Consider the following 15582-nt stretch of genomic DNA (forward strand, 5'->3'; position numbering starts at 1 on the left):
GTGGCCCGCATCCGCAGCGTCGACGACCGCGCGCCGGAGGTCCGGTTCGGACCCTGGCGACTCGCCGCGACGCCGGCGGGCGCCTGCGCGGGTCCCGGCAATCTTGATGAGGTCACCGGCTGGATCGCTGCCGAGGTTCCGGGCACCGCCGCCGACGCCCTTCGAGCCGCCGGACGCTGGAGCGAGGCGGCGCCGGAGCCGATCCACGACCGCGACGTCTGGTATCGGACACGCATCTCCGGTTCTGGCCCGGCCCGGCTGCGTTTCAGGGGCCTCGCCACCCTCGCCGAGGTCTGGCTCGACGGTGTCCCAGTCCTGTGCGCCCGCGCAATGTTCGAGGAGCACGTCGTCGACGTGGACCTCGGCGGCGCCTCCGACCTCGCGCTGTGCTTCCGCGCGCTCCGCGCGGAACTCGACCGCCCGGCCAAGCGCGGGCGCTGGCGGCCGCGGATGATCACGCCCGGGTCGCTGCGCCATGTGCGCACCAGCGTCCTCGGCTTCATGCCGGGCTGGTGTCCCGAGATCGACCTCGTCGGGCCCTACCGCCCGATAACCGTCGAGCCGGTCCGCCCCCGCGCGAGCGCCGCGGATGTGCGTACGACCCTCGACGGCGACGTCGGCCGGGTGGCCGTGCGCCTGCGGGTCGACGGTCCGGTCGGCATCGTCCTCCTCCGATGCGGCGGCGGCGAAGCCCCGCTCGCGGAGGTCGAGCCGGGCCTGTTCGCGGGCGCGCTGGCGCTGCCCGGCATCGCGCCCTGGTGGCCGCATACCCACGGCGCACCGAACCTCCACCCGGTCGAAGTCCGCGTCGACGGGGCGCAAATCGACCTGGGCCGCGTCGGCTTCCGGACCCTGTCGCTCACGCGACCGTTCGCGGAGGGGCTCGCGCTGGCCGTGAACGGCGTGCCGCTCTTCTGCCGAGGCGCCGTCTGGACGCCGCCGGACCTCGTCGGGCTGGGCTCGGACGGCACCCGCGCCTCGCACGAGCTGGCGCGCGAGGCCGGCATGAACATGCTGCGCGTGCCCGGGACGACGCTCTATCCGGCCCCGGACTTCTACGATCTCTGCGACGAGCTCGGCATCCTGGTCTGGCAGGACCTGATGCTCGCCAACTTCGACTACCCGCACGTCGAACCGGCCTTCGCGGCCGCGCTCGACCGCGAGTTGACCGGATTCCTCGACCGCACGCAGACCGCGCCGTCGCTCTGCGTGGTCTGCGGCGGCAGCGAGGTCTGGCAGCAGGCGGCGATGCTCGGGGCGCCGCGCGCCGTCTGGGCCGACGCCTACTGCGCGGAGACGCTGGCGGAGCGGGTGGCAGCGCGGCGGCCCGATCTCGTCGTCGTGCCGAACTCGCCCTCCGGCGGCGACCTGCCGTTCTCGCCGCGCGGGGGTTGCACGCACTATTTCGGCGTCGGCGCCTATCGACGGCCCCTGGAAGATGCCCGCCGGGCCGAGGTCGGGTTCGCCAGCGAGTGCCTCGCCTTCGCCAACCCGCCCGAACCCGGCACGCTGGGCCCGACCGGACCGGCCGACCCGCTCTGGCAGGCCGGCATCCCGCAGGACCGCGGCACCGATTGGGACTTCGAGACGGTGCGCGACCACTACGTCGGCGCGCTCTACGGCGTCGATCCGGCGTCCCTGCGCGCCGAGGACCCGGACCGCTACCTCGAGCTCGGCCGCGCCGCGGTGGCCGAGGTCATGGAGGCGACTTTCTCCGAGTGGCGCCGGCCGCGCTCGCCGACGGCCGGCGGCCTCGTCCTGATGATGCGCGACCTCGCGCCCGGAGCCGGCTGGGGCGTGATCGACTGGACGCAGCGCCCGAAATCGGCCTGGTACGCGCTGAGGCGCGCCTTCCGCCCGGTCCAAGTCCTCCTGACCGATGAGGGCCTCGACGGCCTCCATGTCCACGTCCTCAACGAGACGGCGACGGCCCGGGCGCTGACGCTGTCCCTGATCTTCTGCGATGTGGCGGGCCGCGTCGCGGCGCGCGCCGAGCGCGATCTCGTGGTTGGCCCGCGGGCGGCGCTCACGTTCACCTCCGCGACCCTTCTCGGGCGCTTCTTCGACGCCACCGACAGCTACCGCTTCGGGCCCCGGATCCACGATCTCGCGCACGCGCGGCTGACCGACGCCGACGGGCGCGTGATCGCCGACAGCTTCCACGTCCTGAGCGCGGGGCCGCTCGACCGGTCGACCGTCGGCCTCCGGGCCGAAGCTGTCGCGACCGAGGCGGGGCCGGGTCTGCGGATCAGCACCGAGCGCTTCGCCCGCGGCGTCCAGGTGCTGGCCCCGGGGGCACGGCCGGCCGACAGCGGCTTCCACCTCGCCCCGAGGTCGAGCCGGATCATCTCCTTCGCGGAGGCCGCCCGGCTCCCGCGCGGGCGCGTGCGGGCCATCAACAGCGACGAGATCGTGGAATTCGGTCATGACGGGTGAAGTCGGGTCCGAGGCCGCGGTGTCGGTGCCGGTGACCTTCGACGGGCTGTTCGGGTGGCTTCATCCGGCGGCCGGGACGCGGGGCGTCGTCCTCTGTGGGGCCTACGGCTTCGAGCAGATGGCCGCGCATCGGCCCTGGCGCTCCCTGGCCGAGGGCCTCGCCGCGGCGGGCTGCCCGACGCTGCGCTTCGACTATCCGGGCGAGGGCGACTCGGCCGATCTGGACGAGGCGCGGGTCGCTGGCTGCGTCGCTGCGGTGCGTGGGGCCATCGCGTACCTGCGCGCGACGACCGGCGTCGCGGAGATCGTCGTCGTCGGCCTGCGGCTCGGCGCGACCTTCGCGGCTCTGGCCGGCGAGGCGGAGGCCGTCGACCGCCTCGTCCTGCTGGCGCCGGTCACGACCGGGCGCGCGTATCTGCGCGAGATGCGGCTGCGGGCGCAGACGATCGGCCGCCTGCCGGACGGGTCCGCCCCGGCGCAGGAGCCGGACAGCCTCACCGTGGGCGGCTTCCGGATGGAGGCGGCGTTCCTCACCGATCTCGCCGACCTGAACCTCGCGCGGCTCGCGCGGGCGCCGGCCCGCCACGCGTTGCTCCTCGCACCCGAGACCAAGGCGCTGGCCGCGAACCTCGGCGCTCTCGGCTGCGACGTGGCGACGGGAGCGTTCCCGGGTCTCGCGGCGCTCGTCGCCGATCCGATCTTCTCGGATGTCCCGACCGCGGATTTCGCCCGCGTCATCGGCTTCGCGACCGACGGGATGGCGGCCGCCGGGCCGCGACCCGGCGGCATCGCCATCGACGGGCGCCGGAACGGGCTGACCGGACCGGGCTGGGCGGAGGCGCCGGTCCGCTTCGGGCGCGGCCTGATCGGCATCCGCTGCCGGCCCGACCGGGCGGAAAGCGCGGCGCCGACGATCCTGTTCGTCTCGACGGGCATGAGCGTGCATTCCGGATGGGGGCGCCAGACCACGGATCTCGCCCGGCGCCTCGCCGCGGAGGGGATCGCGTCGGTCCGGTTCGACCTGCGCGGCATCGGCGACAGCGACGAGCGGCCGGACGGCCGCAAGCCCCTCTTCGCCGGGGACGGCTTCGCCGACGTCGCGGCGGCGGTCGACCTGATCGCCGGCGCGGGCGGCCCGATCCTGCTGGTGGGCGGGTGCAGCGGCGCCTACGCGGCCTTCCACGCGCTCTGCCGGGACCGCCGGATCGACGGCGCGCTCCTGCTCAACCTCTACTGCTTCGACTGGGACCCGGATCAGGACCTCGACCAGGTCATCCGGCAGACCTTCGGAAGCGCGTCCACCTACGCGGCCCTGCTCAAGCGGGGCGCGACCTGGCGCCGGCTGATCCGCGGCGAGATCCGGATCGCCGCCATCGCCTCGGTCCTCGCCCGGCGCGGCATCGAGGCCGGGATCCGCCGCCTGCGCCGGGCTCTCCGCCCCGGTCCGCTCGGGGGCTCGCCCGCCCGGCGGGTCGCGGCCCTCCGTCGGCGGGGCGCGGAGATCCGCCTGCTCTTCAGCGCGGGCGATCCGGGCCTCGCGGCCGTCCGCCGCCATCTGGGACGCTCGCCCGGACCGGCCGACCGCCGTGTCGGAGCGCCCGTGACGGTGGTACCGGGCGTGGACCACAATTTCGGTTCCCGCCAGGCCCAGGCCCGGGTCGCGGAGGCGCTGCAGGACCTCCTGCGCGCCGTCCGCCGCGCCCACGCGACGCGCACCGTCGCGGCGAAGGCCGCCGCGCCGGGAAGCGGTCTCACCCTGGCGGGCCGGACGTGACCCGTCTCACGCGCCGGTCGGCCCTCGCCCTGGCGGCGGGCGTCTTCGCGGCCGGGCGGGCCGCCGCGGCCGAGCCGCTGCACCGCTGCGAGGCGCTGATCGACTCGATCGGCGTCAACGTGCATCTCGGCCATCGCGGCACCCCCTACGTCGACCGCTTCGCCGCCTGCGCCCAGGCGCTCGACGAACTCGGGATCCGGCACCTGCGCGACGACATCGTGCTCGTCGGCGACGAGCCGGCCGGGCAGTTCGAGCGCATCGCCGATCTGGCCGACCGGGGCTACCGTTTCAGCCTGATCTTCTACGACGGGCTCACGCCGGGGCCGCGGGTGCCGCCGGAGCGCTTCGCCGAGATCGCCGGCTGGGCCGGCGACGGGCTCATCGTGGCGGAGGGCGGCAACGAGCCGCCGGTCGCGGCGCGGCCGGGCCTCGCGCGGCTCTCGGCCGATCATCAGGCGGCCCTGTTCCGCGCGGTGCGGGCGGACACGCGGGCCGAGGCCGTGCGTGTGGCCGGACCGAGCTACATCCAGGGTAACGTCGCGGCGGCGCAGAACCTCGCGGCGGTCGTCGACCTCGCCAACATCCACGCCTATCCCGGGGCCGAGCACCCGGAAACCGACGGCGGCGGCAGCCTCGCGCGCTTCGTCGCGGCCGCGCGCCCGGTCTTCGGCGACGCGCCCGTGATCGCGACCGAGAACGGCTACCACACGGCGCTCGCCACCGGCAGCGCCCACCTGCCGATCTCGCCGGGACTGCGCGCCCGCTACCTCCCGCGGATGCTGCTCTGGAGCTACCTCCAGAGCGTGCGGCGGACCTACCTGTACGAGCTGATCTCCAGCTTCGACCGCGGCGACGCCGATCCCGAGAGCCGCTTCGGCCTTCTCGCCCACGACGGTCGCCCCACACCCGCCTTCGCGGCGGTGCGCAACCTCGTCCGGCTGTTCGGCGCCCCCGCCGGGGAGATCGCCGCCGTTCCGGCCGATCGCGACGTCACGCTCGGCAGCCCCGTTCCCGATCTCATCACCGCACGGTTCGCGCGGCGGGACGGGGCGACGCTCGTCCCGATCTGGCTCGGCCTCGACGGCTGGGACCGGCGTAGCCGGGCACCCCGGCCGGACTTGCCGGCGCAGACCGCCGAGCTCCGGCTGTCACGGCAGCCCCGGCGGGTGCGCCTCCATCGCTTCGACGACGACGGCGCCGTGAGCGTGGTGGAGCTTCCCGCGGACAGGCGGGTGCCGGTCCCGGTCACGGACCGCCTCGGCGTCGTCGAGCTCACCTAGGGTCGCCGCCGACGGAGTCGTTCCGTGACGCGCCCGATCTCCGATTCTCGCGGAGGCCTGATCCATGCTGAGCTACCTGGGTGACACGATCGTCGGCCTGACCCTCGCGGTCCTGAACGCGCTGGCGCCGCTCGAAGTCCACGTGGACAAGGGCGTCCCCTATGCCGACGGGAGCGCGCACCGCGCCGACATCTACCGGCCAGCCGCCGGGAAGCCGCGTCCGGTCGCCGTGTTCCTGTACGGCGGCGGGTGGCGGACCGGATCGAAGGACGAGGTTGCCTACGTGGGCGCGGCCTTCGCGCGGCGGGGCGTCGTCGCGGTCATCCCCGAGTACCGCCACGTGCCGGCGGCGAGCCTCCAGGACATCCTCGCGGACAACGCCGCCGCCGTCGCCTGGACCCTCGCGCACGCGGCCGAGTACGGCGGCGATCCCGCCCGCGTCACCGTCGTGGGGCACTCCTCGGGGGCCTGGGCCGCCGCGATGCTGGGCCTCGACGCGACTTGGCTCCAGCGGGCCGGCTCCAGTCCCGCCAAGCTCGCCGGGATCGTCGGGCTGGCCGGACCCTACGCGACTTCGGCGCTGACCGATCCGCTGGATCGCCAGGTGTTCGCGGGCAGCGATCCGGCCCTGCAGCCGATCAACCACGCCGCCGATCCCCATCCGGCGATGCTGCTGGCCACCGGCGCGGCGGATCTCGACGTCAACCCCGCCGGAACCCTGTCGCTCGACCGGGCGCTGCGCGGCTTCGACGGCAGGGAGACGATTAAGATCTACCCGGGTCTCGGGCACGGGCAGATCGTCCACGCGATGAGCTTCCCGTTCAGTCTCCGGTACTCGGTCGCGGACGACGTCGCGCGTTTCGTTAAGGGCGCCCGTGCCGGCCCGTGAGGCCGAGCGGGCGAGGGCAGGGACCGGCGCGGCGCGCCGATCCCTGCGTCCCCATTCGACGGGCCGCGGGTCTCAGTGATAGCCCGGCGCGCCCGCCGCGACCTTGCCGCGGAACAGCCAGTAGACGTAGCCGGTGTAGGCCAGGATCATCGGGACCAGGATCACCGCGCCGGCCAGAAGGAACGCCTGGCTGCTCGGGTGGGTCGCCGCGTCCCAGATCGTGACCACCGGCGGGACGATCATCGGCCACAGGCTGATGCCGAGCCCGACATACGACATGAGGAACAGGCCCAGGGCGCAGAGGAACGGCTTCACTTCGGCCCGCCGATCGAGCGCGACGAAGAAGCGCCACGCCAGCAGCGCGACGAGCGCCGGCACCGGCGCGGCCAGGGCGAGATTCGGCCAGGACAACCACCGCGCGCGGAACGCGTCGCTGAGGATCGGCATCGCCGCCGAGACGACCACGATGGCCGCCAGCGTGACGAGGCCGAGCCGGCGCGCGAGCCGGTAGGCCCGGAGCTGGAGCTCGCCCTCCGTCTTCCAGATCAGCCAGCAGGCGCCGAGCAGACCGTAGCCGGCGACCAGGGCGGCCCCGGTCAGCACCGAGAACGGCGTCAGCCAGTCCCACCAGCCGCCCGCGTAGGCGCGACCCTCGACCCGGATGCCCTGGACCAGGGCCCCGAGGCAGATGCCCTGGCAGAAAGTCGCCACGTAGCTGCCCCACGAGAAGGACCGGTCCCAGGTCCGCTGGCTCGCGGGCGAGGCCGCGCGGAACCGCATCTCGAAGGCGACGCCGCGGAAGACCAGCGCGAGGAGCATCAGGATCAGCGGCATGTAGAGCGCCGGCAGGATCGTGGCGTAGGCCAGCGGGAACACCGCGAACAGCCCGCCGCCGCCGAGGATGAGCCAGGTCTCGTTCCCGTCCCAGACCGGCGCCACGGTGTTGACCATGACGTCCCGGTCCGCCTTGCCGCGCACCGCCGGGAACAGGATGCCGACCCCGAGGTCGAAGCCGTCCATCACCACGTAGAGGAAGACCGCCGTGGCGATGAGAAGCGCCCAGATGAGCGTGAGATCGAGGGGCATCGGGCTACTCCGCGGGCTGCGCGAGGGGGCGGCCGGCAGTCGGAGCGCCGGCGACGAGGGCGGGGGCGGGCGTGATGCCGGCGGTGCGGATCGGCTGTCCGGGCGGCGGGCCGGGCTCGTGGGCGTGCGGCGCCTGATTGAACAGGTGCAGGAGGTACCAGATGCCCGCGCCGAACACCGCGAGGTAGACCGCCGCGAAGGCCGCCAGCGAGGCGGCGACGGCCGGGGCCGCCACCGGTGACACGCTGTCGACGGTGCGCAGCGCGCCGTAGACGGTGAAGGGCTGACGCCCCGCCTCGGTCACCGTCCAGCCGGCCGTGACCGCGATCAGGCCGGACGGCCCCATGCCGACCGCGAAGCGGTGCAGCCAGGGCGTGTCGTAGAGCCGCCCGCGGTGGCGCAGCCAGAGCGCGGCGAGACCGAGGGCGATCATCAGCAGGCCGAGGCCGACCATGATCCGGAACGACCAGAACACCAGGGGGAGGTTGGTCGGCCAGAGGTCGCGCGGCATGTCGTTGAGCCCGCGGACCTCACCGTCGAGATCGTGGGTCAGGTAGAGGCTGGCGAGGCCGGGAATCTCGATCCGGCCCCGCACCGCGCCCGCCTCCGCGTCCGGCCACCCGAACAGGATCGCGGGGGCCCGGCGCTCCGTCTGGAAATGACCCTCCATGGCGGCGACCTTGGCGGGCTGGTGCGCGTAGGAATTGCCGCCGTGCAGGTCGCCGATCACCAGCTGGGCCGGAGCCACAGCGGCGGCCATCCACATGGCCATCGAGAACATCAGCCGGGCCCGGGGATTGGCCCGGTCCCGCAGCAGGTGCCACGCGCCCACGGCGCCGACGATCATCGCGGTGGTGAGGTAGGCGCCGGTGACCGTGTGGGCGAAGCGGTAGGGGAAGGACGGGTTGAAGACGATCGCCCACCAGTCGGCCGGGTTGAAGCGGCCGTCCGGCGCGACGACGTGGCCGGTGGGTGTCTGCATCCAGGAATTGGCCGAGAGGATCCAGAACGCGGAGGTCAGGGTGCCGACGGCGACGAGGCAGGTCGCCAGGAAGTGGAGCCCCTTGCCGACCCGCTCCAGGCCGAACAGCATGACGCCGAGGAAGCCCGCCTCCAGGAAGAAGGCCGTGAGCACCTCGTAGCCGAGAAGCGGCCCGAGCACCGGCGCCGTCCGGTCGGCGAAGACCGACCAGTTCGTGCCGAACTGGTAGCTCATGACCAGGCCGGACACGACGCCCATCGCGAAGGCAACCGCGAAGATGCGGAGCCAGTAGCGGTAGGTGTCCAGATAGACGGCCTTCCCGGTGCGCAGCCAGAAGCCTTCGAGCACGGCGAGGTAGCTCGCGAGCCCGATGGTGAAGGCCGGGAACAGGAAGTGCCAGACGACGGTGAGCGCGAATTGGGCTCGCGCGAGATTGACTGCACTCGGCAGTTCGAGGGCGGACATCGCGGTCTCCAGGGGACGAACGCGGCAGCTCTGCCGTGGCACGGATCGCGACGCGTTGATTCAGCTCAAGGCCGGTGCCGTGAATCTGAGGGCGTCGGCGCGATTGCGCTGGATCAAGGCCCTCGCCCGCGCCACCCGCGACATCCTGCAGGCGAGCACCCTCTGCTGCCTCATGGCGCACTGACGGGCCGAACCGGCGCCGGGACGACTGGCGTTTGCCCGCCGGCGCGGTCTAGCGCGAGAAGTGCGTGGTCGACATGCGGTCCGTGATCAGCTCGGACGGGACCCAGTCGCTGGGCGGAACCAGCTCGCGTCGGATCAGCGCCAGGGCGTCGTCGACCGCGCGCCGGCCCTGGACGCCCGCGTCCTGGAAGATCGTCACGGCGAGGCGCAGGTCCTGCATCGCCTGCATGCCCTCGGCGGTGGCATCCAACCCGCCGATGCGGATCCGGCCCGCCGGAATCCTGGCAGCCTCGACCGCCTCGGCGGCGCCGAGCGCCATCTCGTCGCTGGTCGCGGCGATCGCGTCGATGCCGATGCCTCGGGCGAGCCACCCGGCGACGGTGGCCCGCGCCGTCGCGCGACTCGCATCCGTCGCGGCCTCCGCGACGAGGCGGAGGCGCGGGCTCTCCGCCAGCACCTCCCTGGCACCCCTGCTGCGGAGCGCCGAGACGGGATCGGTGGCGCTGCCCGCGAGGATCGCGACGCGTCCGGCCCCACCCGACATCTGGGCGAGCTTGCGCATCTGCAGCCGCCCGGCAACGAGATCGCTCGGCATGACCTGGGTGACGCGTCCGGCGAACCAGTCGGTCCGTGCGCCGTGGCCGATGAGGACGAGTGGTACGTCGGCTTCCAGGGCCAGCCGGGTGATCTCCTCGCGCGCCGCGGAGTCGACCGGCACGACCACGAGAGCGTCGGCTCTCTCGGCGATCAGCCGCCGCGCCTGCGCGATCTGCTCGTCGCCCGCACCGTCGGGCGCGTAGGCGAAGCGAGTCGCGACGCCCCGCGCGCGTGCCTGCTCGTCGAGGCCGTCGTGCAGGCGCCGGGCGACGCCTACCGGTGTCAGGAACGCGATGGTGGTGGCCGAGGCCGGCAGCGCCCAAGCCGCGAGGGCGAGGACGAGGGATCCCCTCCGGAGCGACCCGCCGATCGAGCGGCCGCGTGCCCACTCAATCCAGTTCATGCGGCCAGTTCCGTCCCGCTCTCAGCGGGCCCGCCTCACGCCGCACGGAGGCTCTCCAGGAGGCCAGCGAGCGCCTCGCCGAGACGGGCGGCGTCCTGGGTCAGGCCGTCGGCCGCGGTCAACACGGCCGTCGTCGGCTCGGCCGCCTCGGGGATCTCGGTGACGCCCGCGCCCTCCGCGTCGAACTCCTCGGTGCCGTCGGTCGCCTCCGCGATGGCCGTCACGATCTCCCGCGCGGTCGCACCCGGCCGCTCCACGGACTCGACGATAACGTTCGCCGCGCGGCTCATGTCCTCGACCCGCGCCGTGATGCCCGCGATCGCCGACACCGCCGCGTCGGTCGAGCCTCGGATCTCGGAGACGTGCTGGCCGATGATCTCGGTGGCCTCCCTGGTCTGCGCGGCCAGGGCCTTCACTTCGGAGGCGACCACCGCGAAGCCGCGGCCCGCGTCGCCGGCCCGGGCGGCCTCGATCGTGGCGTTGAGGGCCAGCAGGTTCGTCTGTGCGGCGATCTTGGCGATGAGGCGGACCGCGTCGCCGATCCGGTCGACGGCGCTGCTCAGCGCCTGAACGCGGGTGGTCGTCCGGGCCGCGTCCGCCGCGGCGCTTCCGGCCAGGGCCGCGGTGGCCTCGGCCTGCGCCCCAACCTCTTCGACCGCCGCGCCGAACGTGTCGGCAGAGACGGTGATCTGCCGGACCTTCGATCGCGTCTGCGCGAGCGCGGCGCCTAACGTGGTCGTTCGAACCGCCCCATCGCGGATCGCTTGGCCCACGTCGTCGGCGGTGACGCGCAGTGCCGCGGCGGTCGAAGACACTGCCTCGACCATGCCGCCGATCATGGTCTCGACCCGCTCGGTCGCGTACTCGATCACGGCGCGGCGCTGCTCGCTCTGAGCGCGCGACCGATCGGCCTCCGCGTCCCGCAACACGGCCTGCCGCAGCGTTTCCTGAACAGCTCTCGTCGCGGCCGCCATGACGCCGAGTTCGGTGCAGACCGCTGCCGCCGGGACCGCGACGGTGAGATCGTGGTCGGCCAGTCGCTGCATGGCGCAGGCGAGCGCTGTCATCGGCTGCGCGACGCCGCGCAGGATGGCCTGCACCAGGACCAGGGCAGCCAGCGCAGCGGCGGACAAGCCGGCCACGAGGCTCGGGCGCAAGGTCGAGCCGGCGGCGTCGACAGCTCCGAGTTGCTCGGCGACCGCGGCGTCGCGGTCGGTCAGCAGCGCGTCGACATCCCGTGCGACGGCTGCCGCGTCGGCCTGAAGCGCCGTCGCCCGCACCCTGTCGGCGAGATCACGTTCCCCAGCCCTGTCGAGGGCGGCCGCTTCCGCCTCCACGGCGAGGAAATGCTGCCACGCGTCCCACAGACCTCGAGCGCGCTCCCGCTCGTCCGCCGTCCTGATCGTCGACACATAGGCGGTCCAGGCCTTCAGGAATGCCTCGTGCGGCTCAATTGTCCGGTCGATGTCCTCTCGAGGGTCGGCCTCGGTCGATACGGCGCGCGCGAGACGTTCCGACGCACCGAGCTCCTGTGTCCGCTGCTTCATGGTGCCGAGAGCCCGGGCAGCCCCGATCTCCTGAGCCAGAGTGCGGCTGGCAGCGTCGATCGCTCCGACCTGCAATAGCAGGACGTAGACAATTACAAATGTGAGCGAGGTCATCGATCCTGCGAAGACGATCAGGATCGTTCTGAAACGCAGGGTGCAGCGATGGGTTGTTCGAATAATGAATGGCACCACAATCCTGACCCTAGGAAGGATCACCATGGTGCATCTATTTTACCTACCGGGAAAAATCAATTGCCTTCAGTGGGCCAACAAATGCGTCAAAATTTTTGAAATTTCGCTTCGACCCTCGGTTAAGCTGGATCATAGGCTTATATCGGCAGACTTATAATTTACACAATCAAACTATATAAGACAAATATCGGAATGGCGAGCGAGAGGGCGATGCATTATTGTAGGGGAAGCTGCTAGGCGTCCGATTCTGTCGCTGCCGGAGAGTCTCGCGGCCGCGCTCGTCAGTGAGCTTCAGGACCGGCTCGATACAGGCCGACGCGCGGGCCATGGCGTGCCTCCGGGCGGGCTGCTCGGAGGGCATATCGCAGCCGAGACGATCGCCGGGCGACGCGGCGACGGAGCCTCGATCAGAGCGGCTTGGCCTGCTGTGCCCGCATCCACAGCAGGCCGGCGATGCCCATCCAGGGACAGACGAAGACGATGAAGGCGACCAGCCCCATGACGACCTCCCGACAGCGTGCGGCGGACCTCAGGAAACGCTCGTGGTTTTTGCCGGATCCCTCTGATCGGACATGGCCCGGGCTTGGCGCGCCATGGCGATCAGCTCGGAGGCCGTGAGACCGCGCGGCGGCGGCGGTTCAGGCAGGTCGGCCAGTCCCGGCGAACGCGGTGCCGGCGGAAGGGCAGCCGCGCGCCCGGGCCAGAGCCGCTTCAGCCGTCCTGCCTTCCGCAAGCTTTGTCCCGCCACGCATCCGTCTCCCACACAACGAAGTGCGGCCACGGGTAGGCGACCGGGGCAGGGATGGTTAGCCGAACCGAAACAAGGGTCGGACTCCGGCCCGGCGTGGGGCGTATGCGAGGCCCCCTGGGCGGGCGCGTCCGCCGCCCTACCGCTGGCGTTTTCCGGATCGCCGGCGGATGGTGCAGGTCGAACCGGGCCCGACGACGCTCGGATCCTGCCGAAACCGCCATCCGGCATTCGGCCGGCTCGGGATGATCGCGAACGTCGACGCGGCCGGATTGTCGCTCGGGGTGATCAAGGCCGAAGCTTCGCGTGCGGCTCGGAGGTGCTTCGTCGAAGATCGGCCTCTGGTCAGAACGCAGCCTGAAACCTGGACGAATGATCGCCGGTATTGGCTGACAGCATCTCGGAGCTCGATGATCGCTCCGCGGCGGGGCGTGTTCAGGTCAGACGGGCACGAGCCGGCACTTCCCGCCCGGTTCAGCGAAAATCTCCGGTCTGTGATGCTGGCGCAGGTCCGCGATACGTTATGTGAGCTGAACGGAACCTCCCGGCTTTCGGCGCTGAGAGAGCGAACATGGCAGAGCCCCAAGCAATGGCCGCGCGCGTCGCGCACCTCGAAGCGGACAACGCCCGTCTTCGCCGCCTCCTGGACGAGTCCGGGACACCGGATGGTCTGCGTCACGGCTTGCGCGACACGTTGGCGATGCTGCGGGCGGTCCTGCGTCTCTCGGCCGAGACCGCCGAGACCGTCGACGGCTACGCGACGCATCTCGAAGGTCGGCTGGACGCCATCGCGCGCGTGCGGGTCGCGGCCGACACGTTCGGCGAGGTGAGCCTGCACACGCTCATCTCCGACGAGCTGATGATCCACCTGATCCGCGAAGGCGAACAGGCGACGCTGGCGGGGCCGACCGTGCGCCTCCGGCCGAAGGCCGCGCAGCTGATGGCCCTCGCGGTCCACGAACTCTGCAGCAACGCGATCGAGCACGGCGCCTTCGGTCTCTCGAAGGGCGGCGTTGACGTCACCTGGGTCGTCGCCGGCGCCGGGGCGAGCCCGCCGGGCGACCTGACGCTCGTCTGGAAAGAATCGGGGGGTGCGGGCGTCGCGCAGCCGAGCCGGCGCGGCTTCGGCATGCAGGTGCTCACCGAGATGCTGAGCTACGAGCTGCGGGCAACCGTCGCGCTCGCCTTCGAGCCCGACGGCCTGCGCTGCACGGTCACCTGCCCGCTGATTCCCCGGATCGGGCGCTTGGTCGAGGACGAGCGCGCGGACGAAGGCGGCGATCCGGGCTGACCCGGCGGCGACCGCCCGGATCGCCTCAGCCGAAAGTCCGCGCGGTCTCCCGGACCTGCCGCGTCGCGCGGTCGGCACGGCCGCTCGCCCGCGCGATCGTGGTCATCCCGCCGGAGATCGCGGAGACGTCCTGTGCGGCGGTCTGCATGGTGCCCGACATCTCGCGCATCACCGCGGATTGCTCCTCCACGGCCGCCGCGATGGTCGACGAGGCCGCGTCCAGGGCCCGGATCGTGCTTTGGATCGTGTCGATGGCGTCGACGGCCTCCCGGGTCGCCGCCTGCGTCGAGGCGATCTGCTGGCGGATCTGTTCCGTCGCGCGCCCCGTCTGCGCGGCCAGGGTCTTCACCTCCGACGCCACCACCGCGAAGCCGCGACCGGCCTCGCCGGCACGGGCCGCCTCGATGGTGGCGTTGAGCGCGAGCAGGTTGGTCTGCGCGGCGATGCCGGCGATGAGGCTCAGCACCGCGCCGATCTGCGCGGCCTGGTCGCTGAGGCCGGTCACGATCCGGCCGGTGCGCTGTGCCTGCTCCACGGCCTGCCCGGCCATCTCGGCGGCGTGGCTCACCTGCTGGCTGATCTCATCCACCGAAGCCGACAGCTGCTCCGCGCCGGTGGCCACCGAGCGGATGTCGCCGGACACGCGGTCCACCCGCGTGACCGCCGCGTCGGCCTGGCGCGTCACATCCGCCACAGCGTCGCCGATGGCGTCCAGCTCGGCGCCGATGGCGCTCTGCGCGGCGGCGCGCTGCTGCCGCTCGTGGACCTGGGCGGTGATGTCGGTGGCGAACTTGACGACCCGGACGGGCCGTCCATCCGCGTCCGTGATCGGATTGTAGGTCGCCTGGATCCAGACTTCCCGCCCGCCCTTGCCGGTGCGGCTGAACACGCCGGACTGATACTCCCCGCGTGCCAGGGCGGCCCAGAACAGCCGGTAAGCCTCGCTGGCGCGCTCCGCCTCGCCGACGAACAGGCTGTGATGCCGCCCCACGATCTCGTCGAGCCGATAGCCCACCGCGTCGAGGAAGTTCGCATTGGCGGTGAGAATCGTGCCGTCGAGCGCGAAGGCGATCACCGCCTGCGAGCGGTGCAGCGCGCTGATCTGCCCTTCCAGATCGAGGGCGCGGAGCTTCGGGGCGGTGATGTCGGTGGCGAACTTGACGATCTTGACCGGTCCGCCGCGCGCGTCGAGCACCGGGTTGTAGGAGGCCTGGATCCAGACCTCCCGCCCGCCTTTGGCGAGCCGTTTGTACTCGGCGCTGGCGAAGGTGCCGCGCCGCAGCTTGTCCCAGAATTCCCGATATGCCTCGCTCTCCCGCTCGGCCGGCGGGACGAACAGGCTGTGATGCCGGCCGCGGATCTCCTCGAGCGCGTAGCCCATGGCTTCCAGGAAGTTCGGATTGGCGTCGAGGATCGTGCCGTCCAGCGCGAACTCGATGGTGGCGAGGGACCGGCTCAACGCCGCGAGTTTGGCCGCGTGATCCCTACCAGCCAGAACACCCTCGAACATCGATGTCTCCGCATCCTGAGATGAGGGTGCGGCCGAAGCGCGCACCGAGCCGGTCGGATCAAGAATTTCTTAATCGAGATAAATTTTTATTGCGCCGGGCGACACCATAAACCTGTCGATGCCCGGCTCTAGCGCGGGCTTCGATAACGGGATGCCGTTGCGCGGCGGTTAAAATGGTTCGCTTTGCTCAAGAAATTCG

General features: G+C 72.1%; 11 protein-coding genes. 6 read left to right on the top strand and 5 right to left on the bottom strand.

Annotated features, from left to right (window positions below; genetic code table 11):
* The 4 genes from ABIC30_RS03945 to ABIC30_RS03960 all read left to right on the top strand — a co-directional run bounded on the left by ABIC30_RS03945 (position 1) and on the right by ABIC30_RS03960 (position 6379).
* On the top strand, positions 1-2436 hold the full coding sequence (locus tag ABIC30_RS03945) for a glycosyl hydrolase 2 galactose-binding domain-containing protein (protein WP_354454125.1): 2436 nt from the start codon (positions 1-3) through the stop codon (positions 2434-2436).
* On the top strand, positions 2426-4210 hold the full coding sequence (locus ABIC30_RS03950) for an alpha/beta fold hydrolase (RefSeq protein WP_354454127.1): 1785 nt from the start codon (positions 2426-2428) through the stop codon (positions 4208-4210). Before ABIC30_RS03945 ends, ABIC30_RS03950 begins: the two co-directional genes overlap by 11 nt.
* The gene (locus ABIC30_RS03955) at positions 4207-5490 is read left to right on the top strand and encodes a hypothetical protein (RefSeq protein ID WP_020091560.1); all 1284 of its coding nucleotides are present in this window, start codon (positions 4207-4209) and stop codon (positions 5488-5490) included. Before ABIC30_RS03950 ends, ABIC30_RS03955 begins: the two co-directional genes overlap by 4 nt.
* A gap of 64 nt (positions 5491-5554) precedes the next feature.
* Entirely contained in the window at positions 5555-6379 is an 825-nt protein-coding gene (locus ABIC30_RS03960) for an alpha/beta hydrolase (protein WP_020091561.1), read from the top strand.
* A gap of 72 nt (positions 6380-6451) precedes the next feature.
* Here the strand turns inward: ABIC30_RS03960 and cydB are convergent, their stop codons facing one another.
* Entirely contained in the window at positions 6452-7465 is a 1014-nt protein-coding gene (gene cydB / locus ABIC30_RS03965; RefSeq protein WP_331327094.1) for a cytochrome d ubiquinol oxidase subunit II, read from the bottom strand.
* Between the two features lie 4 nt (positions 7466-7469).
* Positions 7470-8912 carry a cytochrome ubiquinol oxidase subunit I gene (locus ABIC30_RS03970; protein WP_020091563.1) on the bottom strand — a complete coding sequence of 481 codons (1443 nt, stop codon included), beginning with the start codon at positions 8910-8912 and terminating at the stop codon, positions 7470-7472.
* A gap of 55 nt (positions 8913-8967) precedes the next feature.
* Here ABIC30_RS03970 and ABIC30_RS03975 point away from each other — a divergent pair, with 55 nt between their 5' ends.
* Positions 8968-9096, top strand: a complete 129-nt coding sequence (locus ABIC30_RS03975) for a hypothetical protein (protein ID WP_020091564.1) — start codon at positions 8968-8970, stop codon at positions 9094-9096.
* 48 nt (positions 9097-9144) lie between these two features.
* Here ABIC30_RS03975 and ABIC30_RS03980 read toward each other — a convergent pair whose 3' ends face one another.
* Both ABIC30_RS03980 and ABIC30_RS03985 read right to left on the bottom strand, forming a co-directional pair.
* A complete protein-coding gene (locus ABIC30_RS03980; protein WP_042672214.1) occupies positions 9145-10095 on the bottom strand; it encodes a substrate-binding domain-containing protein in 951 nt (316 codons plus the stop codon).
* 35 nt (positions 10096-10130) lie between these two features.
* A complete protein-coding gene (locus ABIC30_RS03985) occupies positions 10131-11861 on the bottom strand; it encodes a methyl-accepting chemotaxis protein (RefSeq protein ID WP_106735903.1) in 1731 nt (576 codons plus the stop codon).
* A 1292-nt stretch (positions 11862-13153) separates the two neighbouring features.
* Between ABIC30_RS03985 and ABIC30_RS03990 the strand changes: the two genes are divergently transcribed.
* Positions 13154-13873 carry an HWE histidine kinase domain-containing protein gene (locus ABIC30_RS03990; RefSeq protein ID WP_026604686.1) on the top strand — a complete coding sequence of 240 codons (720 nt, stop codon included), beginning with the start codon at positions 13154-13156 and terminating at the stop codon, positions 13871-13873.
* 25 nt (positions 13874-13898) lie between these two features.
* On the opposite strand, the gene ABIC30_RS03995 is transcribed toward ABIC30_RS03990, so the two are convergent.
* On the bottom strand, positions 13899-15383 hold the full coding sequence (locus ABIC30_RS03995) for a methyl-accepting chemotaxis protein (protein WP_026604687.1): 1485 nt from the start codon (positions 15381-15383) through the stop codon (positions 13899-13901).
* Positions 15384-15582: the final 199 nt, after the last annotated feature.

It is taken from the genome of Methylobacterium sp. 1030, from assembly GCF_040544715.1.
GTDB lineage: Bacteria > Pseudomonadota > Alphaproteobacteria > Rhizobiales > Beijerinckiaceae > Methylobacterium.

What these genes read in the sequence shown, in the direction of transcription:
- ABIC30_RS03960 (WP_020091561.1), top strand. Translation starts at nt 5,555, where the DNA reads ATGCTGAGCTACCTGGGTGACACGATCGTCGGCCTGACCCTCGCGGTC.
- cydB (WP_331327094.1), bottom strand. Translation starts at nt 7,465, where the DNA reads ATGCCCCTCGATCTCACGCTCATCTGGGCGCTTCTCATCGCCACGGCG.
- ABIC30_RS03995 (WP_026604687.1), bottom strand. Translation starts at nt 15,383, where the DNA reads ATGTTCGAGGGTGTTCTGGCTGGTAGGGATCACGCGGCCAAACTCGCG.
- ABIC30_RS03970 (WP_020091563.1), bottom strand. Translation starts at nt 8,912, where the DNA reads ATGTCCGCCCTCGAACTGCCGAGTGCAGTCAATCTCGCGCGAGCCCAA.
- ABIC30_RS03990 (WP_026604686.1), top strand. Translation starts at nt 13,154, where the DNA reads ATGGCAGAGCCCCAAGCAATGGCCGCGCGCGTCGCGCACCTCGAAGCG.
- ABIC30_RS03985 (WP_106735903.1), bottom strand. Translation starts at nt 11,861, where the DNA reads ATGGTGATCCTTCCTAGGGTCAGGATTGTGGTGCCATTCATTATTCGA.
- ABIC30_RS03980 (WP_042672214.1), bottom strand. Translation starts at nt 10,095, where the DNA reads ATGAACTGGATTGAGTGGGCACGCGGCCGCTCGATCGGCGGGTCGCTC.
- ABIC30_RS03950 (WP_354454127.1), top strand. Translation starts at nt 2,426, where the DNA reads ATGACGGGTGAAGTCGGGTCCGAGGCCGCGGTGTCGGTGCCGGTGACC.